We start from the raw sequence: 25992 nt of genomic DNA, 5'->3' as shown, positions 1-25992 counted from the left end.
ATGAAAGACGATTAACGCAGCTGTTCGTGCGAAGCCTTAGGCGCTTCGGTGAACAGCTTTTTTGTTGTTCGTGCGAGTGAAAGCCGAATCCAACAAAGATGCAGGATGATGCCGCGGAAAAACGGGTTAGCGGTTTTGAGGCTTTCTGCTTTTAAGGCAACAAAAAACAGCAACAAGTACAAATAGTCCGGCTTTCTGGCGCGTATCATTTGGTGCCATGATGATTCATCATGTAAAATAAGATATTCATAGATGATCAAAAAGGAGGGCATTGGTATGAACAGCCGTCTGTCCGTGATGGTGAGCATTGTGCTGGCCATGCTCGTCGCCTCGATGGATACGACGATCATGAACACGACGATGCCGATCATCGCCAAAGAACTTGGGGGATTCTCCCTTTATGCATGGGCGTTTGCGTCATACATGATTACGACAACCGTCCTGTCACCGATTGCCGGCCGTCTGTCCGACCTGTTTGGCCGCAAAAACGTATTCAGCTTTGGCATCATTTTATTTTTGATTGGCTCGCTTCTTTGCGGTTTGTCGCAAAATATGGTGCAACTCGTCCTGTTCCGCGCCGTACAAGGGGTCGGCGCCGGGTTTATGATGCCGTTTCCGGCCATTATCGCCGGCGATTTGTTTCCGGTGGAAAGGCGCGGAAAGATCCAGGCGTTTTTTACCGCCATGTGGGGGATTTCCGCCGTCTTGGCGCCGCTTTTAGGCTCGCTGTTTGTCGAATACGCGACATGGCGCTGGATTTTTTATGTCAACATTCCCATTTGCCTGCTCTCGCTTGTGACGTTGTTTCCATATAAAGAAGTATATGAACCGAAGCGGGCGGCGGTTGACTATATGGGGGCGGTGTTATTTGCCGCCGCAGTCAGCCTGCTTTTGCTCGTCACTGTTGCGAAGCGCGGACAATGGTGGTACGGGGCGGCCGGTGCGCTCTTGCTCATGGTGTTTTACTTTTTCGAAAAACGGCAGCCGTCTCCGCTCGTGCCGCTTTCACTTGTTCATCACCGCACGCTCAAATGGATGAACATTAACGGCTTTGTCAGCTGCGTCGCGCTGTTTGGCACGTCAAGCTACATTCCGCTCTTTTTGCAAAATGTTGCTCATTTATCGGTATTTATCAGCGGCGTCGCTTTGCTCGGCTCGTCCGTTGGTTGGATGATCGCCGCCGTGCCGGCCGGGAAATGGATTTTGCGCTATGGCTACCGTCCGCTTCTCATCATCGGCAATGTGCTGCTGGTTGCGTCCGGCTTGCTTCTGGCGCTGCTGAACGAAAGTCACGGGTTTTGGTATGTGTTTTTCGTCATGTTTGTCCAAGGGCTGTCGTTTGGGTTGACCTCGACCGTCGGCGTCATCGGCTCGCAGCAGCTTGCGGACGTCCATGAAAAAGGAATCGCGACGTCCTTTTTTATGTTTTGCCGCAATATCGGCACGGCGATCGGCGTGACCGTCATGGGAGCGTTTTTGACGAAGGCGCCGACGTTTATGACCGGCATCCATCATTTGTTTTTATTCGGCCTCATTGGCAGCATCGCCGCGCTTGTCACCTCGCTTTTCATTCATGATGAAGCCGAAACCGGCCGAAACACGTGGCAGCCGGAAGGAACGGCGTAAGGCGGGGAAGCGGCATGGGGGCGGCCGGTTTGCTCTCCTTGCGAGTTTACGGTGAAAGAGGAGGCTCATTGAGAAAATCCAGTTGATTTTCTCAATGAAGCAGGCCTTTTCATCAAAGATGGCGAAAGAGCCAAAAAAAATACTAAACATTGGCTGTTATCATCCGATAATGTAGATGGAACAACATACTGATTCACAGACGGAGGACTTGCCAATGAACATGAAAATGACCGTGCGCAAAAAACTGCTGGCTGGCTTCGGCCTCGTCTACGTGTTGATCGCGCTGCTAGTCGGGTTTTCTTATTACGAAATTTCGACTCTTGACCGTACATACACCGATGTGATCGACAAACGGGTGACGAAGCTTGTCAATGCCAAAGAGCTTGAAGTATTGATCCGCCGCGAGGTCGGCAGCATGCGCGGCTATTTGTTGACCGGCGATGAGACGTCAAGGAAAAATTTTGAAAAAGCGCATGGGGAGTACAAGAAAATAAGCGAAAAGCTTGCGGCGGAGCTGACGCGGGAAGAAACGAAACAGCTGCTTGCCGAGCTCGATTTGCTTGAACAGCAGTTTTACGAACTTGGGCAAAAAACGTTCGACCTAAAAGCGCAAAACAAACCGGAGCAGTACATCGCCCTTGTGACCACAACAGGGCGCGACTTAACAACCCAATTTGATGAAAAGGTGAATCAATTGGTCGCTCTCCAGCAGCGGGAAATGAAGGAAGCTAATGATGATGCGAGCGCATCGGCGGCTGCGGTCCAGCGGCTGATCATCATCGTCGGCTTGTTGACGGCGGCGGCTGGAGCGACCGTCAGCTATTACATCAGCCGCTCGCTTTCCCGCCCGCTATTGGCGCTGTCGGAAGCGGCGAAGCGGATCGCCGCCGGCGATTTGACGGACGGGCGGCTCTCGGTTCGCAACCGCGATGAAATTGGCGCACTCGCCGCTTCGTTTGAGCAAATGGCGAAAAACTTGCGCGAAGTGCTTCAAGAAGTGGCGCAAAACGCCGAGCAAGTCGCCGCTTCGTCGGAGGAGCTGGCAGCGAGCGCCGAACAGACGAGCAAGGCGACCGAGCAAATCGCCATGACGATTCAGGGCGTTGCTTCCGGCATGGACAAGCAAATGCAAAGCGTGGAAGAAACGTCCGCCGCCGTCGATTCGATGTCTGAGAGAATCGAGCAAATTTCCGGACGGGCGCAAAGCGTGTCCGCCATCGCTGCTGAGGCGTCAAGACAAGCGGCTGAGGGAGGGCAAACGATCGAGGCGGGCGTTGCGCAAATGAACAAAGTCAACGATACGGTCGAGCGGCTGGCTGACCTCATTAAAGGGCTTGGCCACCGTTCCGAGCAAATCGGCTCGATCATCGAAGCAATCCGCAGCATCGCGGCGCAGACGAACTTGCTCGCCTTAAACGCCGCCATTGAGGCGGCGTTTAAGGCGAGCACGGGCGCGGCTTTGCCGTCGTTGCTGACGAAGTGCGGAAGCTCGCCGAGCAATCGGCCCAATCGGCCCAGCAAATCGCGGAATTGATCGCTGCCATTCAAGAAGAAACGGTCCATGCCGTCCAATCAATGGAGTCGGTCGTCAACGAAGTGACGGCCGGAACGAACGTCATTCGCGCCTCGGGAGAAATGTTCGCCCGCATTCGCGCCGCCGTGGACGAAGTTGCGGCGCAAATCCGCGACGTATCCACCGCGGTCAGCGACATAGTCTCTTCTTCGGAGCAAATGGTGCGCTCCGTCCGGCTTGTCGCCGACGTGGCCGAGTCGACATCGGCCGGTGCGCAGGAGGTGTCGGCGGCGACCGAGGAACAGCTGGCCTCGATGGAGGAAATTTCAGCTTCGGCCGCGTCGCTCTCGAAAATGGCGGACGATTTGCAGGCGATTGTCAACAAGTTTTCATTATGATGAGCGCCTTTTATGGCGTTCATTTTTTTCCATATGGTTATGGCGAAAGGGAAGAAAGGCGATTTTTCGCGCTGCCATGTATAAAACGATTTGTGGATGGCGAAAACGTATGAAAGAAATGGTTCCATGCACAGCTGTTTTTATGTATAATGATGGTTGACACAAGTCCCACAACAGAAAGCAGTGACGCGCTATGGCTGAAAAAGTCGCCGTCATCGTCGGGCCGACGGCGGTCGGCAAAACGAAGCTCGGCATCGCGTTGGCGAAAAAGCTGGGCGGAGAGGTCATCAGCGGCGATTCGATGCAAATTTATAAAGGGATGGACATTGGCACGGCGAAAGTGAAGCCCGATGAGATGGAAGGAATCCCGCATCATTTGCTGGACATCAAAGAGCCGTGCGAACCGTTTTCCGTCGTCGAATTTCAGCGGCTTTGCCGTGCGCTCATCACCGAGATTTCGGCGCGCGGCCGGCTGCCGATCATCGTCGGCGGCACCGGGCTGTACATTCAGGCAGCCCTTTACGATTACCAATTTTCCGCCGCCCCTTCCGACGAAGCGTACCGCCGGGCGCTCAAACAGCTGGCGGCCGAGCAAGGAGCCGAAGCGCTTCACCGGCGGCTTGAGGCGGTTGATCCAATAAGTGCGGCCCGTATTCATCCGCACAACATCCGCCGCGTCATCCGCGCCTTAGAAGTGTATCATTGCACCGGAAAGCCGTTCAGCGAGTGGCAGCAAGGGCAGTCAAAGCGGCTTTTGTATGAGGCGGCCATCGTTGGCTTGACGGCGGAGCGGGAGGCGCTTTACCGCCGCATCAACGAGCGGGTCGATGAGATGATCGCCGCAGGGTTGATCGAAGAGGCGAGGGCGCTTTATGACCGCGGCCTGCGCGACTGCCAGGCGGTGCAAGCCATCGGCTACAAGGAGCTGTACGACTATTTTGACGGCCGCGTTTCCCTTGATGAAGCGATCGAGCAGCTGAAACAAAATTCGCGCCGCTATGCGAAACGGCAGCTCACTTGGTTTCGCAACCAAATGCCGGTGAAATGGTTTGACATGACCGACGCTGGGCAGTTCGCCGCCAAGGTGGAGGAAATTTCTCGCTATGTAGCAGGAAAGCTTCAACTTGAAGCGAATATATAATTATATCCTTAGAGAGAAAAGAGGAGGACGTTTGATGAAAAATACGATCAATATTCAAGACCAGTTTTTAAACCAGCTGCGCAAAGAGGGCATTCAAGTGACCGTCTTCTTATTGAACGGCTTCCAACTGCGCGGATACATTAAAGGGTTTGACAACTTCACCGTACTTTTGGAAGTGCAAGGAAAACAACAGCTCATTTACAAGCACGCCATTTCGACGTTTGCGCCGGAGCGGAACATCCATTTTGAAACCGAACAGTAAGACCGACGGTACATACGCCGCCGAAAAAAGGCGCCTTCCTTCGCGGAGGGCGCCTTTTGCCATTTCCCGTTTTCCTTCCGCGCCCGCTATTTGATCGACAAGCTCCTGCGTCACCCGAAGGGAAGTGAGGGACGAGGTGAATTCAGATGCGTAAACCGCCGCTTTTGTGAATAAACATATACAAACTTTTTCCGCTATAGCCGACCCGCTGTTCGTTTGGGCGATTGTCACGGATCGGCGGTGGCGTACGTATACTAGTAACGAAAAGGCAAGGCGTCAAAAGCCAAGTCGGAACGGGTGCGGATGGCAGAAAACGGGAAGCGAGGTGACGCCCCTTGTCAGAATTGACGATGAACAAGGCGAAAGGGCAAATCAACATCGTGTTGAACTCCAAAACGGTAAACCATTTAGTGAAAGAAGAGAGAAACGACTGGCTCGATGGCGAAGAGCATCAGGCGCTCCGCAATATTCAAAAGGAGCTTGATCAGCTGATCGGCCTTGATCATGTCAAAAAAATCATCAAGGAAATTTACGCCTGGCTGTACATCAACCGGCTGCGCAAGGAGAACGGCTTAAAGGCCAACCGCCAGGCGCTCCATATGATTTTCAAAGGCAATCCCGGCACCGGCAAAACGACGGTGGCGCGCTTGCTCGGCAAGCTGTTTTTTGAGATGAACGTGCTGTCCAAAGGGCATTTCATCGAGGCGGAGCGGGCCGATTTGGTCGGAGAGTACATCGGGCATACGGCGAGCAAAACGCGCGATTTGATCAAAAAAGCGCGCGGCGGAATTTTGTTCATCGATGAAGCGTATTCGCTCGCCCGCGGCGGGGAAAAAGATTTCGGCAAAGAAGCGATTGATACGCTTGTCAAAGGAATGGAAGACTATTGCGACGACCTAGTCGTGATTTTGGCCGGCTATCCGAAAGAAATGGACTACTTTTTGTCGCTAAATCCCGGCTTGCCGTCGCGCTTTCCTCTCACGATCGAGTTTCCCGATTACACGGTCGAGGAGCTTGTGCAAATCGCCAAGCAAATGCTGCGCGAACGCGAGTATGAAATGACGCCGGAAGCGGAGCGGAAACTGTACATTCATCTCGAAGGGACGCTGGAAGCGACCGGCCGCCTCAAGTTCAGCAACGGCCGCTATGTGCGCAACTTAATCGAAAAAGCGATCCGCAAGCAGGCGGTCCGCCTTCTTCATGAAGGGCGCTACGACAAAAAAGAGCTGATGACGATCCGTGACCGCGATTTAGTGATTCATGCTTGAACGCTCTCCCACCTACGCTCACGCGTGGAAGTGGGGGTCTTCTCGGCGCGAGATGAAAAAAAGCAAAGGAGGCTCCTCTTTCTTTTTCTTGTCGAAAGAAAGAGGTCTTCCTTTCTTTTTTGTGCCGCAAAAAAGAGGAATGCGATCAAAAAGAGCGAATACATAAACAGCGGGGGCATCATACACCTATTTATCTGAATTATCTGTCTAGTGGATCTGCACGCCCTGCGTCCATTCGGAGAAAAGGGGGAAAGGCGCTTGTACATGACGATTGGGGAGATGTTTTCCCAGACAGTGCGAAAGTTTCCAAACCGGGAGGCGGTCGTCGACGCGGCGACCGGACGCCGCTATACGTACGCCGAATGGGAGAGGGAAGTGAACCGGTGGGCGAACGCGTTTTTGGAAGCGGGCGTCCGCAAAGGAGATCGCGTTTCGACGGTGCTGTACAATACGCTTGAGCTCGCGACCGCTTTGTTTGCCTGCGCCAAAATCGGCGCGGTGTTCAATCCGATCAACTTTCGGCTGAGGGCGGAAGAAATCGCCTATATTTTGACGGACGCCGAGCCGAAAATCGTGCTGTTTGAACGGGCGGTGGAACCGGAACTTGCCGCGATTCACAGCCGTTTCCCGCACGTGTCATTTTGGTCGATCGACCGCGATCCGCCGCCGTTTGCCAAAAACGCTCACGAGCAGGCCGCGCGGGCCCTAGGGGAAGCGCCGCGTGTTCATGTGGATGAGAGCGATCTTTATGCCATTATGTATACAAGCGGCACAACTGGGCGTCCAAAAGGAGTGATGCACCGTCACCGCGACATGATCGAGCAAAGCGTCATTTGCCATGGCGTCATGCGCATCCGCGAGACGGATCGCGGGCTGGCGGCAGCGCCGCTGTTCCATTGCGCCGAGCTGCATTGCTGCTTGCTGCCGCGCGTGCATGCCGGAGCGGCGAGCGTCATTTTGCACCATTTTGACGCCAAGCTCGTGCTTGAAACGATCGAACGGGAGCGGATTACGATCATGTTTGGAGCCCCGACGATGTGGAACATGATCTTGCAGGAGAATGTAAGCGGTTACGATTTATCTTCGCTTCGCCTCGGCCTATACGGCGCCGCTCCGATGGCTCCAGCGCTTGTCAGGCAATGCCAAGAGCAGCTCGGCATCGAGCTGATTCAAGCGTACGGCATGACGGAAATGGGGCCGGCGGTGACGTTTTTGTTGGAAGACGAGCAGCTGAAAAAAGCCGGTTCCGCTGGACGCGCCTGCCTGAACCATGAGATCCGCGTCGTCCGTGCGCGTGAAGACGGGCCGTCCGACCCAGACGATGTGCTGCCGCCATATGAAGTCGGTGAAATTGTGATGCGCGGGCCGTGCATGATGGCTGGCTACTACAAGCGCGAGGAAGCGACGGAAAAAGCGTTGTACAAAGGTTGGTATCATTCCGGCGACCTCGGCTACCTTGATGAAGACGGCTACTTGTATGTCGCCGACCGGGTCGATGACATGGTGATCAGCGGCGGGGAAAACGTCTATCCGCGCGAAGTCGAGGACGTGTTGTACGAGCATCCGAAAGTGCTCGATGTCGCTGTGCTCGGTGAGCCGGATGAGTTGTGGGGCGAAAAAGTCGTCGCCTTCGTGGTCAAAAAAGATGACCTCCTGACCGCCGATGAGCTCGAGCAGTTTTGCAAAACGAGCGACCGCCTCGCTCCGTACAAACGTCCGCGCGCCTACTATTTCATCGATGCCCTGCCGCGCAACGCGAGCGGGAAAATCCAAAAGTTTTTGCTGCGCGAACAGCTGAAAAAACAGGCGACGGGCGGAACAGAGAAAAAGTGACCGAACAGAAGAGAGGGATGAACGGGTGACGGCTCGCTATTTGCGTGAGGAGCACCATATGTTCCGCGCGGCGTTTCGCAAGTTTTTGGAAAAAGAAGCGTACCCGCATTATAACGATTGGGAGAAGCGCGGCATCATTCCGCGTTCGTTTTGGGCGAAGATGGGCGAGAACGGCTTTCTTTGCCCGTGGGTCGATGAGAAGTATGGGGGTCTAAACGCCGATTTTGCCTACTCAGTCGTCATCAATGAAGAACTGGAAAAAGTCGGATCGAGCCTCGTCGGCATCGGCCTGCACAACGACATCGTCACGCCGTATATCGCATCGTACGGAACCGAGGAGCAAAAACAAAAATGGCTGCCAAAATGCGTCACCGGCGAGCTCATCACGGCGATCGCCATGACCGAGCCGGGGGCGGGTTCGGATTTGGCCAACATTTCGACAACGGCAGTAAAAGACGGTGACTACTACATCGTCAACGGACAAAAAACGTTTATCACGAACGGCATTCATGCCGACTTGATCGTCGTCGCCTGCAAAACCGACCCGCAGGCAAAGCCGCCGCACCGCGGCATCAGCCTGCTCGTCGTGGAGCGGGATACGCCGGGGTTTACGCGCGGTCGGAAGCTCGAGAAAGTCGGGCTGCACGCCCAAGATACCGCCGAACTGTTTTTCCAAGATGCGAAAGTGCCGGCATATAATTTGCTCGGCGAGGAAGGAAAAGGTTTTTACTATTTGATGGAAAAGCTCCAGCAGGAGCGGCTCGTTGTCGCCATTGCCGCACAAACGGCGGCGGAAGTGATGTTTTCCTTGACGAAGCAATATGTCAAACAGCGCACGGCGTTCGGCAAACGGGTGAGCGAGTTTCAGACCGTCCAGTTCCGCCTTGCCGAGATGGCGACGGAAATCGCCCTTGGCCGCACGTTTGTCGACCGCGTCATTGAAGAGCATATGGCGGGAAAACAGATCGTCACGGAAGTGTCGATGGCGAAATGGTGGATTACCGAGATGGCAAAACGTGTCGCAGCCGAGGCGATGCAGCTGCACGGCGGTTATGGTTATATGGAAGAATATGAGATCGCCCGGCGCTATCGCGACATTCCCGTAAGCGCCATTTACGCTGGGACGAACGAGATGATGAAAACAATCATCGCCCGGCAGCTAGATTTGTAGAGAGAGGGAAAGATATGCTTCGTGGCATTGTAGTCGTTGATTTTTCCCATTACTTGCCGGGCCCATTTGCCAGCTGGCGGCTCGCCCAGCTCGGAGCAGAAGTCATCAAAATTGAGCCCCCATCCGGCGATCGGCTGCGCCCGTTCGCCGAGGGCCGGTTGTTTGCCGCCTATAACGCCGGCAAAAAAAGCATCGGGTTGGATTTAAAAACGGACGCGGGTCGCGAGCAAGCCCGGCGGCTCGCCGCCCGCGCCGATGTAGTGATCGAAAGCTTCCGCCCCGGGGTGATGGCGCGGCTTGGGCTCGGTTATGACGATATGTGCCGCATGAACGAACAAATCATCTATTGCTCGATCAGCGGCTTCGGTCAACAGAGCAGCCGCTCATTGCTTGGCAGCCATGATTTAAACTATATGGCGCTCTCCGGCTTGCTTGCGCAGCTGGCCGATGAACGCGGCCGCCCGGTTCATCCGAAGATCACGCTTGCCGATTTTATCGGCGGCATGGCGGCGGCCGAGCGCATTTTGGCTGCCCTCTTTGCACGCGAGCGAACCGGCAAAGGCGCCCATCTTGATGTTTCGCTTGTCGATGGCTTGGCAGCGATGATGGCTGGCCATTTTGCCATTGAACACGGCGGTGGGCCGAAGACCGGTCTTTCCGAGTTGTCTGGGGAGGTGGTGTGCTACCAGCTGTATGAGACAAAAGACGGCCGTTATATGAGTTTAGCGGCGCTCGAGCCGCACTTTTGGCAGCGGTTTTGCGAGGCGGTCGGCCATCCGGAATGGACGGAGGCGCAATGGGCGCCGGCGCGATCGGGGGAAGCCGTATATGACGAGCTCGCCGCCTTGTTCCGTGAAAAGACATTGGATGAGTGGAGCGCGTTCGCCGAAGCGGTCGACGTCTGCCTTGCCCCGGTGCTGGAGACGGGTGAGGCGAAGGCGCTGTTTGCTGACAGCCGGCTCCGCCATCTCGTTCGGCTGCAGCCGGGCGGCGCATGGACGGCCGCACATGGGCCGGACGGCCAATGGGGCGGCGGGGAGCCGCCTAAAGTCAATGAACATGCGCATTTGGTAAAGGGGGAGGAATGACCGATGATGAAAACACCGTTAAACATTTCCATGATGCTTGAGCGGGCGGAGTTGTTTTTCCCAAAAAAGCAAGTCGTTTCGCGCATGAAAGAAGGCGTCGTCCGCCATACATACAAGGAGATCGGCGAGCGGACGCGCAGGCTGTCAAGCGTGTTGAAGCGGCTCGGGGTGGAAGTCGGCGACCGCGTTGGCACGTTCGCTTGGAACCATCACCGCCATTTGGAAGCGTATTTTGCCATTCCCGGCATCGGGGCTGTGCTCCATACGATCAACATCCGCCTCTCGCCGCAGCATATCTCTTACATCATCAACCACGCCGATGACCGTGTGCTGCTGATCGATGATGATTTGCTGCCGGCAATTGAAGCGATCAAGGACGAGATCCCGAACGTACGCGCTTTCATCGTCATGACCGATGCCGACGAGCTGCCGGAAACAACGTTGTCGCCAGTGTACCATTACGAGAAACTGCTTGCCGAGGGCGATCCAACATTTCCGTTCTTGAAAGACCTCGATGAATACCAACCGGCTGGTATGTGTTATACGTCGGCGACAACGGGAAATCCAAACGTAATAAAAAAGAATGTGTAGAATTACAAGAATTCCACACGCTCAATCCACACTTTCCGTTTTCTCCATCTATTTGGCCTGGTGTTTTCCGCCTGGACATATATTTCCTTTATGAACATGCTGATAAGATTCTTTTTCTCTTTATCCGACAGGTGATTCCAGTTTTCCCCGAACTGCATCAGAATCTCGATCAGCTCTTGAGGTGAAACCTCGCTGGATTCCTCTTGTTCCTTCAATTCCTCCAGCTTGTTTTGCAGTTCCTTCTCAATTTTCCGGTCCTCACTGGTCAGCTCTTTCAACTCCTCAAGTGAGATCACTTCATTTGCAAAGGCCAACTGCAATCGTTTCCGGCGCTTCTTAATTTCATCCAGTTGTGTTTCAATATCTTGTATTTGTCGGCTGATGTGATCGCTGTCTTGTTCATACGATGCGGCCACCTCGGACGCGGCTGAAGCGTCACGAATTTCTCGGATATATTGCAAAAACACCTCCTCAATCGCCTGTTCGTCCAACATGGGCATATCGCACAATTTCGTAAACGTCCCCCGACATGTGTATTTCCTGCGAGCATAAACGCCGTTTTTCTTTGTGTGATTGGATAGCTTGCCTGGCATCACGCGGCCGCAACGAGCGCACCGCAGAACGCCGGAGAAGATATAATCGCTCGCGACTTGTCTTGGATGCTTCCCTCTCCTTCCCTCCCTCATCTTCTGTGCTGTTTCAAACTTCTCGCGTTCTATGATCGGTGGGATAATGCCATCGTGGTACTCGTCCATATAGAAAAAACGCCCGATATACACTTGATTGGTCAGAACGTCACGGACTTGCTTGCCTGTCCACAACCTCCCCTGTCTCGTTCGATGCCCCATGCGGTTCAACAGGGTGGCCGTCCGGTTGTCTCCGTTTCCCTCAAGGTACAAGTCGAACATTTTGTGTACAACAGCGGCTTCCTGCTCATCAATGACAATCTTCTTTCCTTCTAGTCGATACCCAAAATTCACTTTCCCGCCCGGGTATTTTCCTTCATGAACCATTTGTTGCATGTTGGCTTTCACACGTTCTGCCGTGTTCTCCCGTTCCCACTGGGCAAGCGCGGCAACGAACGTAATAAACATGCGCCCGGTGGCAGTGGTGGTATCGTAGACTTCGGTTGCCGATTTAAACTTGCAGTCATGTTCATCGAATAGTTTTAAAAGGTTGTGCAAGTCCAAAACGGAACGGGTCAGGCGGTCTAAACGATACACCAACACGCAATCAATCAGCCCTTGTTGGATGTTTTCGATCATCCGTTTCATCGCCGGCCGTTCCAAGTCCTTTGCGCTGTAGCCGTCATCAATATAAAATCCTTCAATGTCCCAGCCTTGCGAAACACAATAGGCGTGGAGTTTTTCCTTTTGCATTTGAATGGAATACCCCTCCCGCGCTTGGTCTTCCGTGCTCACGCGGATATACAATGCGGTTCGCATACCTGTTCCCTCCTAAAAAAGATGGGCGAGCCGTCGCCCGCCCGTCTAAATTTCTAGCGCTAGAAATTTAGGACTACTTTTTTCAGTTTGCCTATGATTCTCACATTCTTTGTGTCTTCCGGCCGGACGACAATAGGCTTGTACGCCGGATTTTCACTTTGTAGAATAATAGTATCATCGGTCTTGTATACTCTTTTCAGCACGATTTCATCATCAATCAACACAGCGGCGATTTCTCCGTTATCGACATCATCCTGGCGGCGGATGAGGAGCAAATCGCCGTCCATAATCCGCGCGCCGATCATGGAGTCGCCTTTTGCCTTGGCAAAGAAATATTCTCCTCCATCGATCCAGTCATTAGGAACAGGCTCATAAGATTCAATTTCCTCATATGCGATAACCCCGTTTCCGCACGACACCCTACCGACTACAGGGAGCATAGAAAAGGATAATCGCTTTTCTTTCGGGGGGAAGAAATCATCAATGCTTACCCCGAAGATTTCTGACAACCTAAATAATACGTCTTGGTTCGCTTTTCTTTCCCCGATTTCGTATCGACTGACCGTCTGTTTCGTCGTCTGTAGCAGATCAGCCAACTCCTCTTGGCTCATTCCTTTTTTTAGACGGAATTCCTTTATTTTTTCACCTACATATTTCTGAAGATTCACATTTTCACCTCCTTCCTCCATTAAAAAAATATCATAAAAGTAACCGTTTTGGAATATAAAATCTAAAAAAATAACAAAAAGTACTTTACTAGTCACCAAAACGGTGATATTATTAAATCAGGAGGTGAGGAACATGCAAGAAAAATTATTGTTGCTCCGCAAAAAAAGAGGGATCACTCAAAAAGAACTTGCTTCTTATTTAGGTATATCTACAAGGGCGTACAGCATGAAGGAACGCGGAGAGCGCCAATTTACGCTTGATGAAATGTTTAAATTACGCGATTTCTTTGACATGCGCATTGAAGATATTTTTTTACCCCGTAGTCACCAAAATGGTGACAAAAGCGCGTAATAAAGGAGGTTCAAAAATGACAACGATCCGTACTGAAGTGTGGAATAAACATCAAATTCGCTTTGTTGAAAGGGTTGCCGGTGATTGGTGTGCCGTACTAGCTGATATTGCAAAGGCTTTGGGTTTACAAACAGCAGCAGTTGCAAGACGTTTGAAGGCGATTGAAAAACAAGTCAAAAAGGATGTGATTTCAAGTCACACCCTTCCGACGTCTGGCGGGCCGCAGGAAATGACAATTGTGAATGAATACGGGATTTATGAGGCGATCACACAAAGTCGCAAGAAAGAAGCGGTTGAATTTAGATTTTGGATTTACGACATCTTGAAGACACTCCGCCAATCATCCGGCCTTGAAGGATTCCAAGTCTTTCGCATGTTAGACAAAGATCATCAAAAAGAAATGATGCAGAAACTCAGAGAATCACTCAACCAACCGGAACGGGTGGACTATATCAAAGCCAACACCATAGCAAACAAAGCGGTTTCCACAAAGTACGGCTATCCGAAAATGGTTAAGAAAAGCGATATGACACCAGATATGCTGATTGACCGTCAGCAGATTTTAGAGGATACGGTCAATCTCATGGCGATTAAAGAAAAGTTCGGGCTCGATATTTCCATCAGCAAAACCATTTACGGCAAATACATTTCTTGAGAAGGGGCTGATAAAAGTGAATCAACCATCCCGTGAAACGATGAAGCGTATCTACACGTTTTTTCTCCGTACATCCATCCCGCGCATCATCACTAAAATCGAACGCGGTGAACTGACATGGGAAGAAGTGACTGGAAAGAAGGAGGTGAACGATCATGAAAAAACTACCAAGTGCGTATGACTTTGAAACACTCGAAGCCGCGATCACATTCTACACCCGCACGGTCGCGGAAGTGATGAAAAACCGCGACCGGAGTATGCATGACGAACTCATGCGGTTCAAGCGGGAACTGCATGAGCGCATTGACAAGGAATATGATCCGGCTGCCCTCTAGGAGGTGACCGCAAATGTACGTTCTCAGCGATCATATCAAACGCACAACGCATGAAATTGACGCGTTTCTTGAGCGCTACACACTCGGCACGCTGATTATTGATGGTGATACCGTTTCACTTGAGACGAAAAGCGGCGAAATCGTGCTGGACGAAACATATCGCATCGAGGTGCTTGGTGGTGGCGAGTATCACCAGATCACGTATGACCAAGCGCGGAATACGATGTCTCGCGACGGATGGCCGTTGTATGCAGGGTTGGAAGCACGTGTGAAAGCTGCCCTCTAGGGCATTCCTTTTGGCGAAAAAGTGGACAAGTAGAGGTGAAACAAATGGTAATCAAACTTCACTTTACAAAAAAAGGGCATCCAGCCCTTTGGGAAAGCGGTGGTGGGATGACTAATACAGGATTTTCACAAATCATCTGCAATGCAGACGGATCACCGAAAAAACCTGTTTATGTCAAACGACGCGGTCATTTATCTTGCGGCGAACATGCGCTGTTTATTGTCTCGGTTGGAGACATTATTATACAAGCCGACCACCACCGTAGAGATTTTGAAATTTTTGTTATGAAAATTTGCTCTATCGGTGATGAAACAGCACAAGCACAAATTATTCATCATTGTTCTTTCGGGGAATGGAACGATGAACCGCCAATAAATTTGAAAACTGCTATCGAAGCGGCGAAAGAAAAGGCAACTTGTTATCACTGTCGTTCACCACACTATACAGCTGAATAAAGCAAGTGGGAGAGGAGAGAAAAGATGAATAAACAGTTAGTGTTCATTGATAACAACCAAGTACTTACAGACAGTCTGACGATCGCTGAAACTTTTGGGAAAGAGCATTTTAACGTGTTGGCGGATATTCGCCGAACAATCGAAAATATCGAAAAGTTAAAAGAATCCGAAGAAGTAAAGGAATTGGGTATCGACATGGGTGTCTTGAAATTTTATGAGACCCCATATCAACATCCGCAAAACAAGCAAATATACACAAAGTACCTGTTGAATTTCGATGCGTTTATGTTGGTGACAATGGGATATACAACACCAAAGGCAATGATGATTAAAATCAGATACATTAACGAATTCAATCGCATGAAAGAGGCACTGCAAAAACAACAAGCGATCCAACCGAAAACGACGGCAGAAATGCTTCTGATGTACGCACAGCAAATGGTGGAGACGGAACGAAAGCTCAAAGCTTTGGAAGAAGACAATGCGCGTCAAAACAGCCGCATTGAGCAACTGGAAAACAAAATCGAGAAGCGCTTGACGGATGAGTTTGAAATGCAGCTGGTCACACCAACGCAGATCGGCAAGATGTTTGAACCGGCGCTTTCCGGAAAAGAAGTCAATAAACTTCTCCAAAAAGCCGGATTGCAATGGCGCGTCGGCGGCGAATGGGTAGCGACGGTGGAAGGGAAGAAATACAGCAGCTCGGAGCCGATTCAGTTGGAAAACGGGAAAATGGTGTATCAACTGAAATGGCAACGTCGTGTTAAAGAGATCATCCAAGCAGAAATGGGGGTTGTTACACGATGAAACCACTTGGAATCGTTCGTAAACTTGACCATTTAGGAAGAATCGTCATTCCAATGGAAGTTCGACGCATTCGCGGTTGGGAAACAGGGACGCCAATTGAAATGTTCGCAACTAACGAAGGGGTGTTTCTGCGGGAATATGGCGTCGATCAGAAAAGACTCGCGATCCTTGAGGAATTGGAGTATTTGAGACATGTCGTCGAGACAAGCGGCGATAAACAGGCGCAAACGATGATTGATGACATCGTGGCGTATGTGAAGGAAGGGGGAGCACAATGAACCTCCTCCCAGGCGACTTAGAACATGGCAACAGCTTGCTCGAACACTGCAAATTCTATCTATCTCGCGCCTATCTTGAATTGGAACACGGAGATTTGCAGTCCGCCGATCGTTGGGTTGAAGAATACCAACGCTGTCGTCGTGAGTTGGACGAGCTCCTGCGGCGGAAGAGAGAACACGACCAACTAGCTGAACTGATCGCGACGCTACAAGAACGCGGAATCAATATTACAGCGATTATCAGAAAGGGGAATGAGTGATGACGTACACACCGAACTATTTGAGCCCATCTTGGGATGAATATATGAATCTCTTGTGCTGGGAAGCCCGTTTGGCGCAAGAAATCGAGCTTCATATCCGACGCCGAAATTGGCATGAAGTGGCCGTGCTGAAACGGGAAAAACAAAAAGTTGCAATCCGCCGCAAATGCCTCAAAGCGGCGTTGCAACACAAAAGAAACACCGGCCCAATCACAATATAGCACATTTCCATTTCCCAACACAAGGACAGGCCTGGTGCCTGTCGTCAGGTACAGGAGCGCTGTTTCCCTACCCCCCCTTTTCCAGCGTTCTTGTGCCTGCCGATGCGCACCAGAAAGGAGGTGAACCCGCATGATCGAGAACCCGATCATTTCCGACCGGCATCCGATCCGTCAAGAGGAACCGCGCGTCGTCGGATATTGCGAGGGGTGCGGCGGTGAGATCGTCGAGGGAGAAAGCATCATCGAGTTCCCGGATGGGTTGATGATCCACTACGACCGATACTGCGCGATGGCGTTCTGCGTGGAAAATGGCGAGAGGAAAGCGGTGTGGAAATGAAAAATCCCCGCGAGCCAGCGGGGAACCAACCCTAAACAAACGTTCAACACCATCGTACCGGATGGCGCAAGAAAAATCAATAGGAGGGAACTGCATTGAAACTGTATGAGTTGGCCGAAAACTATGCCAAGCTGCTAGAGATGGCTGAGGAAATGGACAGCGAGGCGATTGTGGATACATTAGAAGCCTTGCAAGAGGCGATCGAGGACAAGGCTGAGAATATCGGGAAGCTCATCCGTAATCTTGAGGCGGACGTCAAGGTCATCCGCGACGAAGAAAAACGCCTGGCCGAGCGGAGGCAGGCGATTGAAAACAAGATCGAACGGCTGAAATCGTACCTACAGGAACAACTTGAAACGGCCGGTATTGAAAAAGTGAAACGGCCGACGATCACGGTTTCCATCCGAAAAAATCCACCTTCTGTTGACGTGATTGACGAAACGCTGATCCCGGCAGACTTCCTTATCCCACAACCGGCCAAGGTGGATAAAAGGGCCATCCTTGAACGGCTCAAAAACGGCGAGCACGTGCCTGGCGCGGCACTTAAGCAGACGAAAGGAGTACAGATCCGATGAAACGTTCAGAAAGCATTGCCAATATCGCATCAGCACTGTGCCAATTCCAAGCTGAATGCCCGGCGCCGAAAAAAACAGCGGTAAACCCGCATTTTCAAAGCAAATACAGCCCGCTTGAGGAGATCGTCACGACGATCAAGCCGTATCTTGCCAAGCACGGGCTGTCATTCTTCCAATCTACAACAACGGAAGGCGACTACATTTGTGTGACCACACTCTTGTTGCACACAAGCGGGGAGTACATCGAAAGCGACCCGCTCAAGCTCCCGATGGGCAAGGTGACGGCACAAGGGGCGGGAAGCGCCGTGACATACGCAAGGCGATACTCCCTGTGTGCGGCGCTGGGGATTGCAGCGGAGGACGATGACGACGCCAACGCGGCTGAAGCAGGCGTGTCACAAAAAGCGAGCGAGAAACAGCTCAACTTTATCGACAGCCTGCTCAACAAAAAGGCGTCGGACAAGTATCCGAAGCAAGCGCTCTATGAACGGTTGAAAGAACAAATGGGCGTCACACACGACATGGAGGATTGGACAGTTGAAGAAGCCAGTCGGGCAATTTCTATCCTGACCGGGAAGGAGCGGCAAAAATGAGAATAGACGACGCGGAAAAATGGCTCTCACGCCAAAAGCGGCGTGAAGCATTGAGATCGGCCAAGGAAGATATTGTGGCGATGTTGATTTTATGGGCCGTGCTCATCACGATCATGTTCCTGCAATCCGCGTGGGAGTGGTGGCGTGGCTAAAAAACCTGTTGAAAAAGCATACAAACCGGGGCTGGAGTACGAAGTCGCCATCCCGCACTGCTACACCTGGATAGCCCGGACAAAGCAGGAGTATATCGCGTATGCCTGCGGCTACGTCCGGGCGTCCCATCCCGGTTTTCGGGTGGTGCGGATTGAAAAAGGGAAGGCGATTTGTGTAAAGGAGAAGTGACCGCATGGGAGTCATTAGAGTACAGAAAAACAGCAATTATGTTGTAATGAGCAAAGTCGGCCTACATGATGATCGGTTAAGTTGGAAAGCGAAAGGGCTGCTTGCCTATATGCTTTCCATGCCGGATAACTGGACGTTTTATAACGAAGAATTGATGAAACACTCGCCGGATGGGAGTTCAACATTTAAATCGGCGATGAACGAGCTGAAGCAATATGGATACGTGGTCAGACAGAGAGTGAAGGACGAAAAAGGGAAGTTTATCGGGTGGGAGACCGTTGTGTATGAACATCCTGTTGATGAGGATCACCGAGAGCTAGAAAACCGACGGTCGGAAAACCGACGGTCGGAAAACCGACGGTCGGAAAACCGACGGTCGAAAATCGACCCCCTACTAAATAATAAAGAACTAAATAATGAACTAACTAATAATGAATTAATTAATGATGATGATCGTCCCAATCCGATCAAAGAGTTTGAGTTAGCGTTCGGATATTTACCGCCATCCATTTTGCAACAAGAATTCGACCATGTTATTTCAGAGGGGCAATTTCAAGAACCGGAAGCCATCATTTGCGAAGTGATTAAACGAGCTAGAGAAAACGCACCTAGGAACCCAGCTAAATACATTTCTTCGATCCTTAAAAACTTGGAATACATGGGATTGTTCACCCTAAAAGCTGTTCGAGAATACAACGAGCTTCACGATCAGAAGACGAAACGTGTTGGCAAGTTGAGAAAAGCAGCCAACGAAGTAGATTGGGAGGCATTGTAATGACAAGGGATGAGGTTAAGCAAATTTTCAAGATCATCGCTTATGTCTATCCGAATTTTGAAGTGTCGTCGGAAAAGGTGGACGTTTGGCATGAATTGCTTGCTGATGAGCCTTTCGAAAACGCCTTACACAACGTGAAAAGACACGTAAAACAAAAACCGTTCCCTCCGACGATCGCTGACCTTTGCTACAAAGAGATCAAACCACCATATTTTGAGGAATACGTACATGATCCAAATGCCGGAGAGGATTGGTGATGTCGGTTACGGCAGAAAAGGCGATACTGGGAACATTCCTTGAACACCAGTATCTCCTAAAGGACACCATTTTAAACACACACCATTTTGACGAAGCGCGGCACCGCCGTTTGTTCGATACGATGAAACAACTTGTGAACGACGGGAAGATGGTGGACATCGTATCACTTGCGATGGCGGCGGACATCGCCGAACTGGGCGGCGTGTCGTATCTCAATGAGCTGGCTGACTATGCGAATGAACAGAAATTTGAGCAATACGAGCAGCTTGTCCTTGAATCTTGGAAGGAGCGGGAGAAAAAGCGCATTTTGACTGTGGCCGCACAAGAAGATTGGCCGATTGACCGCATCACGTCGGAATTGGACAAGCTGAACCAAGCGAGGCTGGATGATTATTCATCGATCACAGACTTGTCGGCGGAGATTTATGACGCGCCGTGGACGCCGATCGAGCAGAAACGAGGTGTGCCGACCGGGATTGTGAAGCTCGACCGGATGACCAACGGATTTCAAGATGCTTCGCTAACCGTAATCGCTGCCCGGCCGAGCATGGGGAAAAGCGATGTGATGATACACCTAGCGAAACAAGCTGGGTGGCAAGGATATTTACCTATCGTGTTTTCACTTGAAATGCCAAGCTCGATGATACGCGACAGACTCATCGCGTCTGTTGGAGGTTTCAATCGAACTAAGATGCGCGATTTGTATAGAGGGCTGTCGGATGAGCAAAAGAAGCGCTGGCCGGATGTGATCGGGAGGGTGTCGCAGACGAACATACAGATATTTGACGGAGCCGGCCAAACGATTGCGGAAATGAGAGCGAAAACAAGGAAAATTCTTCATAGGTTTCCTGAAAAAAAGCCGATTGTCTTTATCGACTATCTCACACTGATTCGCCCAGCTCATTTTTACGGTGGCAACGCTCATTTGCAAGTCACAGAATTGTCCCGATCGCTGAAGGAAATGGCGAAAGAGTTCAACTGTCCAGTGGTGACGCTGGCTCAATTGAACCGATCAGTAGAGCAGCGGTCAGACAAACGCCCTATGATGTCCGACATCCGCGAGTCGGGAAGTGTGGAGCAGGACGCAGACATCATCCTGTTCCTGTATCGAGACAAGTATTACAACAAAGAGTCCGACGACGATACGCTTGAGATCATCGTCAGCAAAAACCGGAATGGGCCTGTTGGAACAGTGAAAGTGCGATACAACGAACACACCGGAGTGATTGATGATGTTTACTATTCGTGAATTGCTCAAGGAGGCGATGAGGGACGAAATCAAAGTGCTTGTCTATGCGATTCGGCATTTTCTGTCTGCCGGGAAATTGCGATATGACGACCCGGCAGATAAGTTAGACGAAGTGCTTGCCCAGGCGACAGAAGAGGACAACCGAGCGATCGGCGAACTCATGGAACAAAACCCGCTTGGCATTGATGAAATCCATGTATACGCCATGAAGATCGAAAACGGACGTTTTGCTTTCGTCTTTGCGAGAAATGAAGAAGAAGCTACACACTTTTTCTGTCGTGTTTTTCAGCAATGGCCGAAAAACTGCCATCAGTACCCGATGGACTTCCCGATGGCCGTGGGGGTTCGTTTCCGATCGTTTCGAGAATTGAAAAGGGAACACGACGAATTTCCGGCGCTGGCCGGCATTTACGAAAGGGAGGTGAAAGCTTGAACCTATCACACGAATTTCATCCTGTGCCAAAGCCGGCGAAGCAAAGGAAGGACAAGCCCAAGCCGCTGGTGCGGGAGAAGAAGCCGAAGAAGCGGAAAGGGAAGGTTCAGATGTATAAAGGCCGCGTCATCCCCGCTCGAAAGGTGCGTGGGAGCGTGAGCAAGCGAGAGTACACCCGGATGGTGGAGGAGTTTGGAAACGCCTGCCTTGTGTGCGGCAGTACATACACCATAGAAGCGCATCACGTCCGTTTCCGCTCACAAGGCGGAAGGGGAAAGTGGCGAAACCTCGCGCCGCTATGCAAAATCCATCACCAACTTGCGCACCAGGATCGGGATTTTGCTGATTGGCTCCGTCAAAAGAGGGAAGAACGGTACGGCATTTGGTACTGGGCTGATGAATACGACTTGTTCCAGGCCGGACTGATACCCAACACAACAAAGGAGGCGTTTGAAAAATTTATGAGAGAGGAGGAACGCCGTGCGCAAATGGTACGTAATCGTCCGGACGGAGAAGACGGCGGACGGGGATACGTTGGTGGTTGTTGAGACGGTGGAAAGCAAACCAAAAAAAGCGAGTTTCATAGTATTCGCGGACAAATAGAAGGGAGAAGGGATGTTATGAACCGAGTAGTATTAGTTGGTCGCTTGGTAAAAGACGTTGAATTACGCTACACACCAAACGGAACGGCTGTTGCATCCTTTACGCTTGCGGTCAACCGTCCGTTCACAAATCAACAAGGGGAACGTGAAACGGATTTTATCAATGTGATCGCCTGGCGGAAAACAGCCGAAAACGTGGCGAACTACACGACAAAAGGAAGCCTCGTTGCGGTGGACGGACGATTGCAAACCCGCAGCTATGAGAAGGACGGCCGGCGCGTGTATGTCACGGAAGTGGTGGCGGATAACGTGCAGTTTTTGGCTCGCAGCGGCTCGAATAACGAAGGAAAAGCACAAGGGAATGGTAAAGGTGCAGGTCAACAGAAAAACACCTCTACGGGCGCGAGAGAGGCCTTCTCGGAGCCGCCGGAAATGGAGTGGGGGAATGACGATCCGTTTGGAGGAGAACCGGTTGAATTCAACGATGATGACCTTCCCTTTTGAGTGCCGACACGAATATCGCTATCGCTATGATGACAATTGGTTCGAAATTGGCACGTGTGTGAAATGCGGACATAAAATCTATGTTCCTTTCTGACGGGCTTGCCAAGCGTAAAGGGGGTGAGCGGATTGGCGAAATGCAAAGGTTGTGGAAGAGAAATCGAGTGGATCAAGACACCGGCCGGCAAAGCCATGCCGGTGGACGCCGAGGTCATAACAATAGTGACTTCGAAGGGTGAAGTGGTCAAAGGGCATATGCCTCACTGGGCAACTTGCCCTGCGGCGCAGCAATTCAAAAGGAAATAGGGAGGTCATAAGAGTATGGCAACAAACCAAACGCTTAAAAATCAACTCGCAAACAAAGCAAAAAACACGGAGGCAGCGCCTCCTTCCCCAGCTCAAACAATCGCGGCATATCTGAAAAAGATGGGTCCGGAGATTGAAAAGGCTCTACCAAAGCACATGGATGCTGATCGGATGGCGCGCATCGCGCTGACAACGATCCGGACCAATCCGAAACTGTTGGAATGCTCGGTTCCTTCTCTTCTCGGCGCAGTCATGCAGGCCGCACAGCTTGGGTTAGAACCGGGACTCATTGGACATTGCTATTTCGTTCCGTTCAAGAACGGGAAAACAGGGCAATCTGACGTGCAATTCATCATCGGCTATAAAGGCATGATTGACCTGGCACGGCGCAGTGGAAACATCGAAAGCATTTATGCTCATGCTGTTTACGAAAACGACACGTTCGAATACGAGTACGGCTTACATCCGAAGCTCGTTCATAAGCCGGCAATGACAAACCGTGGTGAGTTCATTGGTGCATATGCCGTTGCTCATTTCAAAGACGGCGGCTATCAATTCGAATTCATGCCTAAAGAGGAAATTGAGAAACGTCGCAAACGCTCTCGGGCAGCCAATAACGGTCCGTGGGTAACAGACTATGAGGAAATGGCCAAAAAGACGGTCATCCGTCATATGTGGAAATACTTGCCGATATCGATTGAAATTCAGCAAGCCGTTGTGCAAGACGAGACGGTGAAGAAGGACATCACAGCCGATCCGGAACCGGTTGACTACATCGAAGCCGAGGCATACGAGGTGATCGATCCGCAGCCGCAAGAAGAAACACCTCAACAAGAGGAGATCGTCTTCGATGCTGAATAATCCGCCCACATATAAAGTCCTCCTCCCAAGATGGATTTGGGAGGAGGCCAAAGACAAGGAGCATTTCAAACAGTTGGTACGAGAGTATATGCGGAGGTACCCGGAACTGACCGTCAAACGTGTGACCAACGGGTTTGCGATATGCATCAAGAAATAGGAAAGCCGAGGTGATACGATGCCCGACAGTTTTTACTTCCCTGTTTATACGGGGCTTCTTACCCCCGAACACCGAGAACGGATCGGACCAGCCATTTGGGAGTTCTTATGGCTTATCTCTAAAGTAACCAAGGAAGTGCAGGAAGAAGGCGAAACGTTGGGCATCGTGCTCGGCGGACGGCCAGTGAAACTCGCAGAAATCGCTGCCGAACTTGGCGGAAGCGAGCGGACCGTAAAAAGAAATATTGCTCGACTAAAAGATGAAGGTTACATCGAAACGGTTCGTGCTCCGTATGGTGAAATTTATAAAGTCAGGAAATCGAAGAAGTTCGTTCACAAAAACAGAAGTGCCAAAAATGGCACATCTTTTGACGAGAGAGAGGACAAAAATGGCCTATCTCACGACGATAGAAGTGCCAAAAATGGCACATCTGAACATAGAGAAGTGCCATATTTGTCCGAGAGAAGTGCCACATCCGGCACATCTAATAAAGATATAAAAGATATAAAAAATATAACTGATAGAAAAATAGATGATGATGATATAGGCAACGACCATGCTCGATCATTCCAACTGATTGCTAACAGATACATCCAACGCAGAGGAAAAGGACTATCGCTTTCTCCTAAAGATGAGGAAGCAATAGAAGGGCTTCTGCGAGAGCCAATCCCATTGGATGACATTCTTTCGCTGATCGACCAAGTGTTTGACGAGTATGAACCAAAATTCAACGGTGACGAGATCCATTCTTTCGAATACGTGCGCAAAGTGTTGCTAAGCAAATATCACGAGCAAAAAGGAGAGAGCGCGGATGGCGGAACGATTCACAAACATCGCCGAGGTATTGGCCGACCTGCGAAAGAAGGCGGAAAGACATATGAACAAATCCTCCGAGAAGCTGAAGCAGCACGACGAGCTTGGGGATGGAAAGGGTGACTACGAGTGCTCCCGATGCAAAGATACCGAATTCCTCTTCTATCGAGACGAGCGTGGGTATGAATTCGCCAGACCTTGCGAATGCCGGGAACGGAAGGCGTGGAAACGGCGGTTCAAGCAGGCACTCATTCCGGACGAATTCGTGCACGCGAATTTCGAAAACTTCAGACGGTCAGCACCATATCAACAGGATATGTATGACATGACAGTCGAGTACCTGCAAGAATTTAGCGTGGAGAACGGCGCAAAAAAGTTGTCTGACAGAAATTTAGGGTTCATCGCAGTACTAGGGGAACAACGCCTTCGAGAACTGCCGGCCGGCCAACGAGCAGAGATGAAGCAACAGCACAACAATTTCGGTGTGGGGAAGACCCATTTGCAAATCGCCCTGGCCAAACGGTTGATCAAAGACGGATTCAATGTGCTGGTAGTCTCTGACGTCACATTCATGGACGAGCTGATCCAGGCCAAGATGATGAACGACGAAGGCGAGACATTGAACCAACTGCTATACGGAGCAATCAACGCGGATGTGCTGGTTTGGGATGACATTGGTAAAGCTAAATGGTCGGAGGCAAAAGAAGCGTTGTATTACCAAATCATCAATGAGCGATACAGGAAGCAAAAGCCAATCGTGTTCAACAGCAATGAGGATCGAGGGACATTGAGTGAAAAAATTGGCTATGCAGCTGCCAGTCGGCTGCTCGGCCAGTGCGGTCCATATCTCTTGGAAGTCGAAGGTGAAGATTTTAGGCTGAAAGGAGCATAAACCATGTGCGTGAAATGCGATGGGACGGGGCGGCTATACACAAGAGTGATGAACGGGGCATGGCTGGTGACCTCATGCAACTGCGAGGATGCAGCGAGAGTGCGGAAGGAAGAGGAGGACAAGTTGCGAGAGTGGCGCAAACGACTGGCAGAGGCATGCGGGCGATTGGGAATCACGCAGGATATTGCTTGGGAGGAAGGTGATCGCGTTGGGCATCCTCTATGAAAAAGTTCAAATCACGAGGGAATTGAAACGCCAAATGATGATTCGTCAGCTGCTCGATCGTGGAATCCGTGAATACGACGGACAGTCAGTATACGACTTGGACTACTACACGTTGCGTCATGTGCTTGCGATGCAAAAACTAAAAGATTAAGGAGGTAAGAAGATGTTTGAACCAACAGCAGACTCGCTACACGCGATATTAGCGAGAGCGTCCGAATGGGTATGGCAAGCATCGCTAGATTGGCATATTGCGCGCACGGAAAAGCTGATACAGTACACGAAGCACAGCAAGAAGCGGGCGAAGCATGAAAAGCAATTGAAGCTTTTGCGGAGTTTAAAAAACTAACACGCTCAAAATCTTCAAATTTTAGCCCATATGGCGTTTTTCTTGCAAGGGTAATAGGGAATACCCGAAGGTGA

35 protein-coding genes and 2 pseudogenes are annotated in these 25992 nt (G+C 51.0%); 34 read left to right on the top strand and 3 right to left on the bottom strand.

Features of this window, described 5'->3' with window-relative positions; translation table 11 throughout:
- Positions 1–11: 11 nt before the first annotated feature.
- Positions 12–320, bottom strand: a complete 309-nt coding sequence (locus tag ACVBDQ_RS00435) for a hypothetical protein (protein WP_123961343.1) — start codon at positions 318–320, stop codon at positions 12–14.
- Between ACVBDQ_RS00435 and ACVBDQ_RS00430 the strand changes: the two genes are divergently transcribed.
- The 9 genes and pseudogenes from ACVBDQ_RS00430 to ACVBDQ_RS00390 all read left to right on the top strand — a co-directional run.
- A complete protein-coding gene (locus tag ACVBDQ_RS00430; protein ID WP_033025125.1) occupies positions 277–1626 on the top strand; it encodes an MDR family MFS transporter in 1350 nt (449 codons plus the stop codon). The two genes, ACVBDQ_RS00435 and ACVBDQ_RS00430, sit on opposite strands and share 44 nt — an antisense overlap.
- Positions 1627–1840: 214 nt before the next feature.
- A pseudogene (locus ACVBDQ_RS00425) lies at positions 1841–3537 on the top strand (methyl-accepting chemotaxis protein).
- 193 nt (positions 3538–3730) lie between these two features.
- Entirely contained in the window at positions 3731–4678 is a 948-nt protein-coding gene (miaA, locus tag ACVBDQ_RS00420) for a tRNA (adenosine(37)-N6)-dimethylallyltransferase MiaA (RefSeq protein WP_011230811.1), read from the top strand.
- A 34-nt stretch (positions 4679–4712) separates the two neighbouring features.
- Positions 4713–4940 (top strand): RNA chaperone Hfq, encoded by a 228-nt coding sequence (gene hfq, locus ACVBDQ_RS00415; protein ID WP_011230812.1) that lies wholly within the window; start codon positions 4713–4715, stop codon positions 4938–4940.
- Positions 4941–5275: 335 nt separating this feature from the next.
- The gene (gene spoVK, locus ACVBDQ_RS00410) at positions 5276–6208 is read left to right on the top strand and encodes a stage V sporulation protein K (protein WP_011230813.1); all 933 of its coding nucleotides are present in this window, start codon (positions 5276–5278) and stop codon (positions 6206–6208) included.
- Positions 6209–6466: 258 nt separating this feature from the next.
- The gene (locus tag ACVBDQ_RS00405) at positions 6467–8041 is read left to right on the top strand and encodes a fatty acid--CoA ligase (RefSeq protein WP_021322296.1); all 1575 of its coding nucleotides are present in this window, start codon (positions 6467–6469) and stop codon (positions 8039–8041) included.
- A 25-nt stretch (positions 8042–8066) separates the two neighbouring features.
- Positions 8067–9212, top strand: coding sequence for an acyl-CoA dehydrogenase family protein (locus ACVBDQ_RS00400; protein WP_011230815.1), 1146 nt, complete (start codon positions 8067–8069; stop codon positions 9210–9212).
- Between the two features lie 14 nt (positions 9213–9226).
- On the top strand, positions 9227–10300 hold the full coding sequence (locus ACVBDQ_RS00395; RefSeq protein ID WP_011230816.1) for a CaiB/BaiF CoA transferase family protein: 1074 nt from the start codon (positions 9227–9229) through the stop codon (positions 10298–10300).
- A 3-nt stretch (positions 10301–10303) separates the two neighbouring features.
- Positions 10304–10867, top strand: a pseudogene (locus ACVBDQ_RS00390) (AMP-binding protein); the annotation flags it as partial.
- A gap of 26 nt (positions 10868–10893) precedes the next feature.
- On the opposite strand, the gene ACVBDQ_RS00385 reads toward ACVBDQ_RS00390, so the two are convergent.
- Both ACVBDQ_RS00385 and lexA read right to left on the bottom strand, forming a co-directional pair.
- Positions 10894–12336, bottom strand: coding sequence for a recombinase family protein (locus ACVBDQ_RS00385; protein ID WP_446663001.1), 1443 nt, complete (start codon positions 12334–12336; stop codon positions 10894–10896).
- Between the two features lie 59 nt (positions 12337–12395).
- A complete protein-coding gene (gene lexA / locus ACVBDQ_RS00380; RefSeq protein ID WP_446663000.1) occupies positions 12396–13004 on the bottom strand; it encodes a transcriptional repressor LexA in 609 nt (202 codons plus the stop codon).
- A 133-nt stretch (positions 13005–13137) separates the two neighbouring features.
- On the opposite strand from lexA, the gene ACVBDQ_RS00375 reads away from it, so the two are divergent.
- The 25 genes from ACVBDQ_RS00375 (at position 13138) to ACVBDQ_RS00255 (ending at position 25918) form a co-directional block, all read left to right on the top strand.
- A complete protein-coding gene (locus ACVBDQ_RS00375; protein ID WP_081130646.1) occupies positions 13138–13356 on the top strand; it encodes a helix-turn-helix transcriptional regulator in 219 nt (72 codons plus the stop codon).
- A gap of 16 nt (positions 13357–13372) precedes the next feature.
- Complete coding sequence (locus ACVBDQ_RS00370) at positions 13373–14011, top strand: BRO-N domain-containing protein (RefSeq protein ID WP_446662999.1); 639 nt, start codon at positions 13373–13375, stop codon at positions 14009–14011.
- Positions 14012–14166: 155 nt separating this feature from the next.
- Positions 14167–14346, top strand: a complete 180-nt coding sequence (locus tag ACVBDQ_RS00365; protein WP_446662998.1) for a hypothetical protein — start codon at positions 14167–14169, stop codon at positions 14344–14346.
- Positions 14347–14359: 13 nt separating this feature from the next.
- On the top strand, positions 14360–14632 hold the full coding sequence (locus ACVBDQ_RS00360) for a hypothetical protein (protein ID WP_446662997.1): 273 nt from the start codon (positions 14360–14362) through the stop codon (positions 14630–14632).
- Between the two features lie 44 nt (positions 14633–14676).
- Positions 14677–15087 (top strand): hypothetical protein, encoded by a 411-nt coding sequence (locus ACVBDQ_RS00355; protein WP_446662996.1) that lies wholly within the window; start codon positions 14677–14679, stop codon positions 15085–15087.
- Positions 15088–15111: 24 nt separating this feature from the next.
- Positions 15112–15894: a Rha family transcriptional regulator gene (locus ACVBDQ_RS00350; RefSeq protein WP_446662995.1), complete on the top strand. Its 783-nt coding sequence runs from the start codon at positions 15112–15114 to the stop codon at positions 15892–15894.
- Complete coding sequence (locus ACVBDQ_RS00345; protein WP_079935592.1) at positions 15891–16172, top strand: AbrB/MazE/SpoVT family DNA-binding domain-containing protein; 282 nt, start codon at positions 15891–15893, stop codon at positions 16170–16172. The genes ACVBDQ_RS00350 and ACVBDQ_RS00345 overlap by 4 nt, the downstream gene beginning before the upstream one ends.
- Positions 16169–16432 carry a hypothetical protein gene (locus tag ACVBDQ_RS00340; RefSeq protein WP_446662994.1) on the top strand — a complete coding sequence of 88 codons (264 nt, stop codon included), beginning with the start codon at positions 16169–16171 and terminating at the stop codon, positions 16430–16432. The genes ACVBDQ_RS00345 and ACVBDQ_RS00340 overlap by 4 nt, the downstream gene beginning before the upstream one ends.
- 351 nt (positions 16433–16783) lie before the next feature.
- The gene (locus ACVBDQ_RS00335; RefSeq protein ID WP_446662993.1) at positions 16784–16990 is read left to right on the top strand and encodes a hypothetical protein; all 207 of its coding nucleotides are present in this window, start codon (positions 16784–16786) and stop codon (positions 16988–16990) included.
- Between the two features lie 95 nt (positions 16991–17085).
- On the top strand, positions 17086–17565 hold the full coding sequence (locus tag ACVBDQ_RS00330; protein ID WP_446662992.1) for a siphovirus Gp157 family protein: 480 nt from the start codon (positions 17086–17088) through the stop codon (positions 17563–17565).
- The gene (locus ACVBDQ_RS00325; RefSeq protein WP_446662991.1) at positions 17562–18158 is read left to right on the top strand and encodes an ERF family protein; all 597 of its coding nucleotides are present in this window, start codon (positions 17562–17564) and stop codon (positions 18156–18158) included. Before ACVBDQ_RS00330 ends, ACVBDQ_RS00325 begins: the two co-directional genes overlap by 4 nt.
- Positions 18155–18310 (top strand): hypothetical protein, encoded by a 156-nt coding sequence (locus ACVBDQ_RS00320; protein ID WP_446662990.1) that lies wholly within the window; start codon positions 18155–18157, stop codon positions 18308–18310. The genes ACVBDQ_RS00325 and ACVBDQ_RS00320 overlap by 4 nt, the downstream gene beginning before the upstream one ends.
- Positions 18303–18500, top strand: a complete 198-nt coding sequence (locus ACVBDQ_RS00315) for a hypothetical protein (protein WP_446662989.1) — start codon at positions 18303–18305, stop codon at positions 18498–18500. The genes ACVBDQ_RS00320 and ACVBDQ_RS00315 overlap by 8 nt, the downstream gene beginning before the upstream one ends.
- Before the next feature lie 4 nt (positions 18501–18504).
- Complete coding sequence (locus ACVBDQ_RS00310) at positions 18505–19275, top strand: DNA-binding protein (RefSeq protein ID WP_446662988.1); 771 nt, start codon at positions 18505–18507, stop codon at positions 19273–19275.
- Complete coding sequence (locus ACVBDQ_RS00305) at positions 19275–19532, top strand: replicative helicase loader/inhibitor (protein ID WP_446662987.1); 258 nt, start codon at positions 19275–19277, stop codon at positions 19530–19532. Before ACVBDQ_RS00310 ends, ACVBDQ_RS00305 begins: the two co-directional genes overlap by 1 nt.
- Complete coding sequence (locus ACVBDQ_RS00300; protein WP_446663007.1) at positions 19532–20782, top strand: replicative DNA helicase; 1251 nt, start codon at positions 19532–19534, stop codon at positions 20780–20782. Before ACVBDQ_RS00305 ends, ACVBDQ_RS00300 begins: the two co-directional genes overlap by 1 nt.
- Positions 20766–21215, top strand: a complete 450-nt coding sequence (locus ACVBDQ_RS00295) for a hypothetical protein (RefSeq protein WP_446662986.1) — start codon at positions 20766–20768, stop codon at positions 21213–21215. Before ACVBDQ_RS00300 ends, ACVBDQ_RS00295 begins: the two co-directional genes overlap by 17 nt.
- Entirely contained in the window at positions 21212–21763 is a 552-nt protein-coding gene (locus tag ACVBDQ_RS00290) for an HNH endonuclease (protein ID WP_446662985.1), read from the top strand. The genes ACVBDQ_RS00295 and ACVBDQ_RS00290 overlap by 4 nt, the downstream gene beginning before the upstream one ends.
- 72 nt (positions 21764–21835) lie before the next feature.
- Positions 21836–22321 carry a single-stranded DNA-binding protein gene (gene ssb, locus ACVBDQ_RS00285; protein WP_446662984.1) on the top strand — a complete coding sequence of 162 codons (486 nt, stop codon included), beginning with the start codon at positions 21836–21838 and terminating at the stop codon, positions 22319–22321.
- Positions 22322–22447: 126 nt separating this feature from the next.
- Positions 22448–22624, top strand: a complete 177-nt coding sequence (locus tag ACVBDQ_RS00280) for a hypothetical protein (RefSeq protein ID WP_446662983.1) — start codon at positions 22448–22450, stop codon at positions 22622–22624.
- A 15-nt stretch (positions 22625–22639) separates the two neighbouring features.
- Positions 22640–23485 carry a recombination protein RecT gene (gene recT / locus ACVBDQ_RS00275; protein ID WP_446662982.1) on the top strand — a complete coding sequence of 282 codons (846 nt, stop codon included), beginning with the start codon at positions 22640–22642 and terminating at the stop codon, positions 23483–23485.
- A gap of 322 nt (positions 23486–23807) precedes the next feature.
- Positions 23808–24578 carry a hypothetical protein gene (locus tag ACVBDQ_RS00270; RefSeq protein ID WP_446663006.1) on the top strand — a complete coding sequence of 257 codons (771 nt, stop codon included), beginning with the start codon at positions 23808–23810 and terminating at the stop codon, positions 24576–24578.
- A complete protein-coding gene (locus tag ACVBDQ_RS00265; RefSeq protein WP_446662981.1) occupies positions 24520–25347 on the top strand; it encodes an ATP-binding protein in 828 nt (275 codons plus the stop codon). The genes ACVBDQ_RS00270 and ACVBDQ_RS00265 overlap by 59 nt, the downstream gene beginning before the upstream one ends.
- Positions 25348–25555: 208 nt before the next feature.
- Positions 25556–25723 carry a hypothetical protein gene (locus ACVBDQ_RS00260; protein ID WP_200899930.1) on the top strand — a complete coding sequence of 56 codons (168 nt, stop codon included), beginning with the start codon at positions 25556–25558 and terminating at the stop codon, positions 25721–25723.
- Positions 25724–25735: 12 nt separating this feature from the next.
- On the top strand, positions 25736–25918 hold the full coding sequence (locus ACVBDQ_RS00255; protein ID WP_446662980.1) for a hypothetical protein: 183 nt from the start codon (positions 25736–25738) through the stop codon (positions 25916–25918).
- Positions 25919–25992 lie beyond the last annotated feature (74 nt).

Source organism: Geobacillus sp. CCR, assembly GCF_052906625.1.
This window is presented reverse-complemented; position numbering and strand designations above follow the sequence as displayed.

Coding starts and splice junctions, on each gene's coding strand:
- ACVBDQ_RS00430 (WP_033025125.1), top strand. CDS start 277: ATGAACAGCCGTCTGTCCGTGATGGTGAGCATTGTGCTGGCCATGCTC.
- ACVBDQ_RS00435 (WP_123961343.1), bottom strand. CDS start 320: ATGGCCAGCACAATGCTCACCATCACGGACAGACGGCTGTTCATACCA.
- miaA (WP_011230811.1), top strand. CDS start 3,731: ATGGCTGAAAAAGTCGCCGTCATCGTCGGGCCGACGGCGGTCGGCAAA.
- hfq (WP_011230812.1), top strand. CDS start 4,713: ATGAAAAATACGATCAATATTCAAGACCAGTTTTTAAACCAGCTGCGC.
- ACVBDQ_RS00395 (WP_011230816.1), top strand. CDS start 9,227: ATGCTTCGTGGCATTGTAGTCGTTGATTTTTCCCATTACTTGCCGGGC.
- ACVBDQ_RS00385 (WP_446663001.1), bottom strand. CDS start 12,336: ATGCGAACCGCATTGTATATCCGCGTGAGCACGGAAGACCAAGCGCGG.
- ACVBDQ_RS00375 (WP_081130646.1), top strand. CDS start 13,138: ATGCAAGAAAAATTATTGTTGCTCCGCAAAAAAAGAGGGATCACTCAA.
- ACVBDQ_RS00370 (WP_446662999.1), top strand. CDS start 13,373: ATGACAACGATCCGTACTGAAGTGTGGAATAAACATCAAATTCGCTTT.
- ACVBDQ_RS00365 (WP_446662998.1), top strand. CDS start 14,167: ATGAAAAAACTACCAAGTGCGTATGACTTTGAAACACTCGAAGCCGCG.
- ACVBDQ_RS00360 (WP_446662997.1), top strand. CDS start 14,360: ATGTACGTTCTCAGCGATCATATCAAACGCACAACGCATGAAATTGAC.
- ACVBDQ_RS00355 (WP_446662996.1), top strand. CDS start 14,677: ATGGTAATCAAACTTCACTTTACAAAAAAAGGGCATCCAGCCCTTTGG.
- ACVBDQ_RS00350 (WP_446662995.1), top strand. CDS start 15,112: ATGAATAAACAGTTAGTGTTCATTGATAACAACCAAGTACTTACAGAC.
- ACVBDQ_RS00345 (WP_079935592.1), top strand. CDS start 15,891: ATGAAACCACTTGGAATCGTTCGTAAACTTGACCATTTAGGAAGAATC.
- ACVBDQ_RS00340 (WP_446662994.1), top strand. CDS start 16,169: ATGAACCTCCTCCCAGGCGACTTAGAACATGGCAACAGCTTGCTCGAA.
- ACVBDQ_RS00335 (WP_446662993.1), top strand. CDS start 16,784: ATGATCGAGAACCCGATCATTTCCGACCGGCATCCGATCCGTCAAGAG.
- ACVBDQ_RS00325 (WP_446662991.1), top strand. CDS start 17,562: ATGAAACGTTCAGAAAGCATTGCCAATATCGCATCAGCACTGTGCCAA.
- ACVBDQ_RS00320 (WP_446662990.1), top strand. CDS start 18,155: ATGAGAATAGACGACGCGGAAAAATGGCTCTCACGCCAAAAGCGGCGT.
- ACVBDQ_RS00310 (WP_446662988.1), top strand. CDS start 18,505: ATGGGAGTCATTAGAGTACAGAAAAACAGCAATTATGTTGTAATGAGC.
- ACVBDQ_RS00305 (WP_446662987.1), top strand. CDS start 19,275: ATGACAAGGGATGAGGTTAAGCAAATTTTCAAGATCATCGCTTATGTC.
- ACVBDQ_RS00300 (WP_446663007.1), top strand. CDS start 19,532: ATGTCGGTTACGGCAGAAAAGGCGATACTGGGAACATTCCTTGAACAC.
- ACVBDQ_RS00295 (WP_446662986.1), top strand. CDS start 20,766: ATGTTTACTATTCGTGAATTGCTCAAGGAGGCGATGAGGGACGAAATC.
- ssb (WP_446662984.1), top strand. CDS start 21,836: ATGAACCGAGTAGTATTAGTTGGTCGCTTGGTAAAAGACGTTGAATTA.
- recT (WP_446662982.1), top strand. CDS start 22,640: ATGGCAACAAACCAAACGCTTAAAAATCAACTCGCAAACAAAGCAAAA.
- ACVBDQ_RS00265 (WP_446662981.1), top strand. CDS start 24,520: ATGAACAAATCCTCCGAGAAGCTGAAGCAGCACGACGAGCTTGGGGAT.
- ACVBDQ_RS00255 (WP_446662980.1), top strand. CDS start 25,736: ATGTTTGAACCAACAGCAGACTCGCTACACGCGATATTAGCGAGAGCG.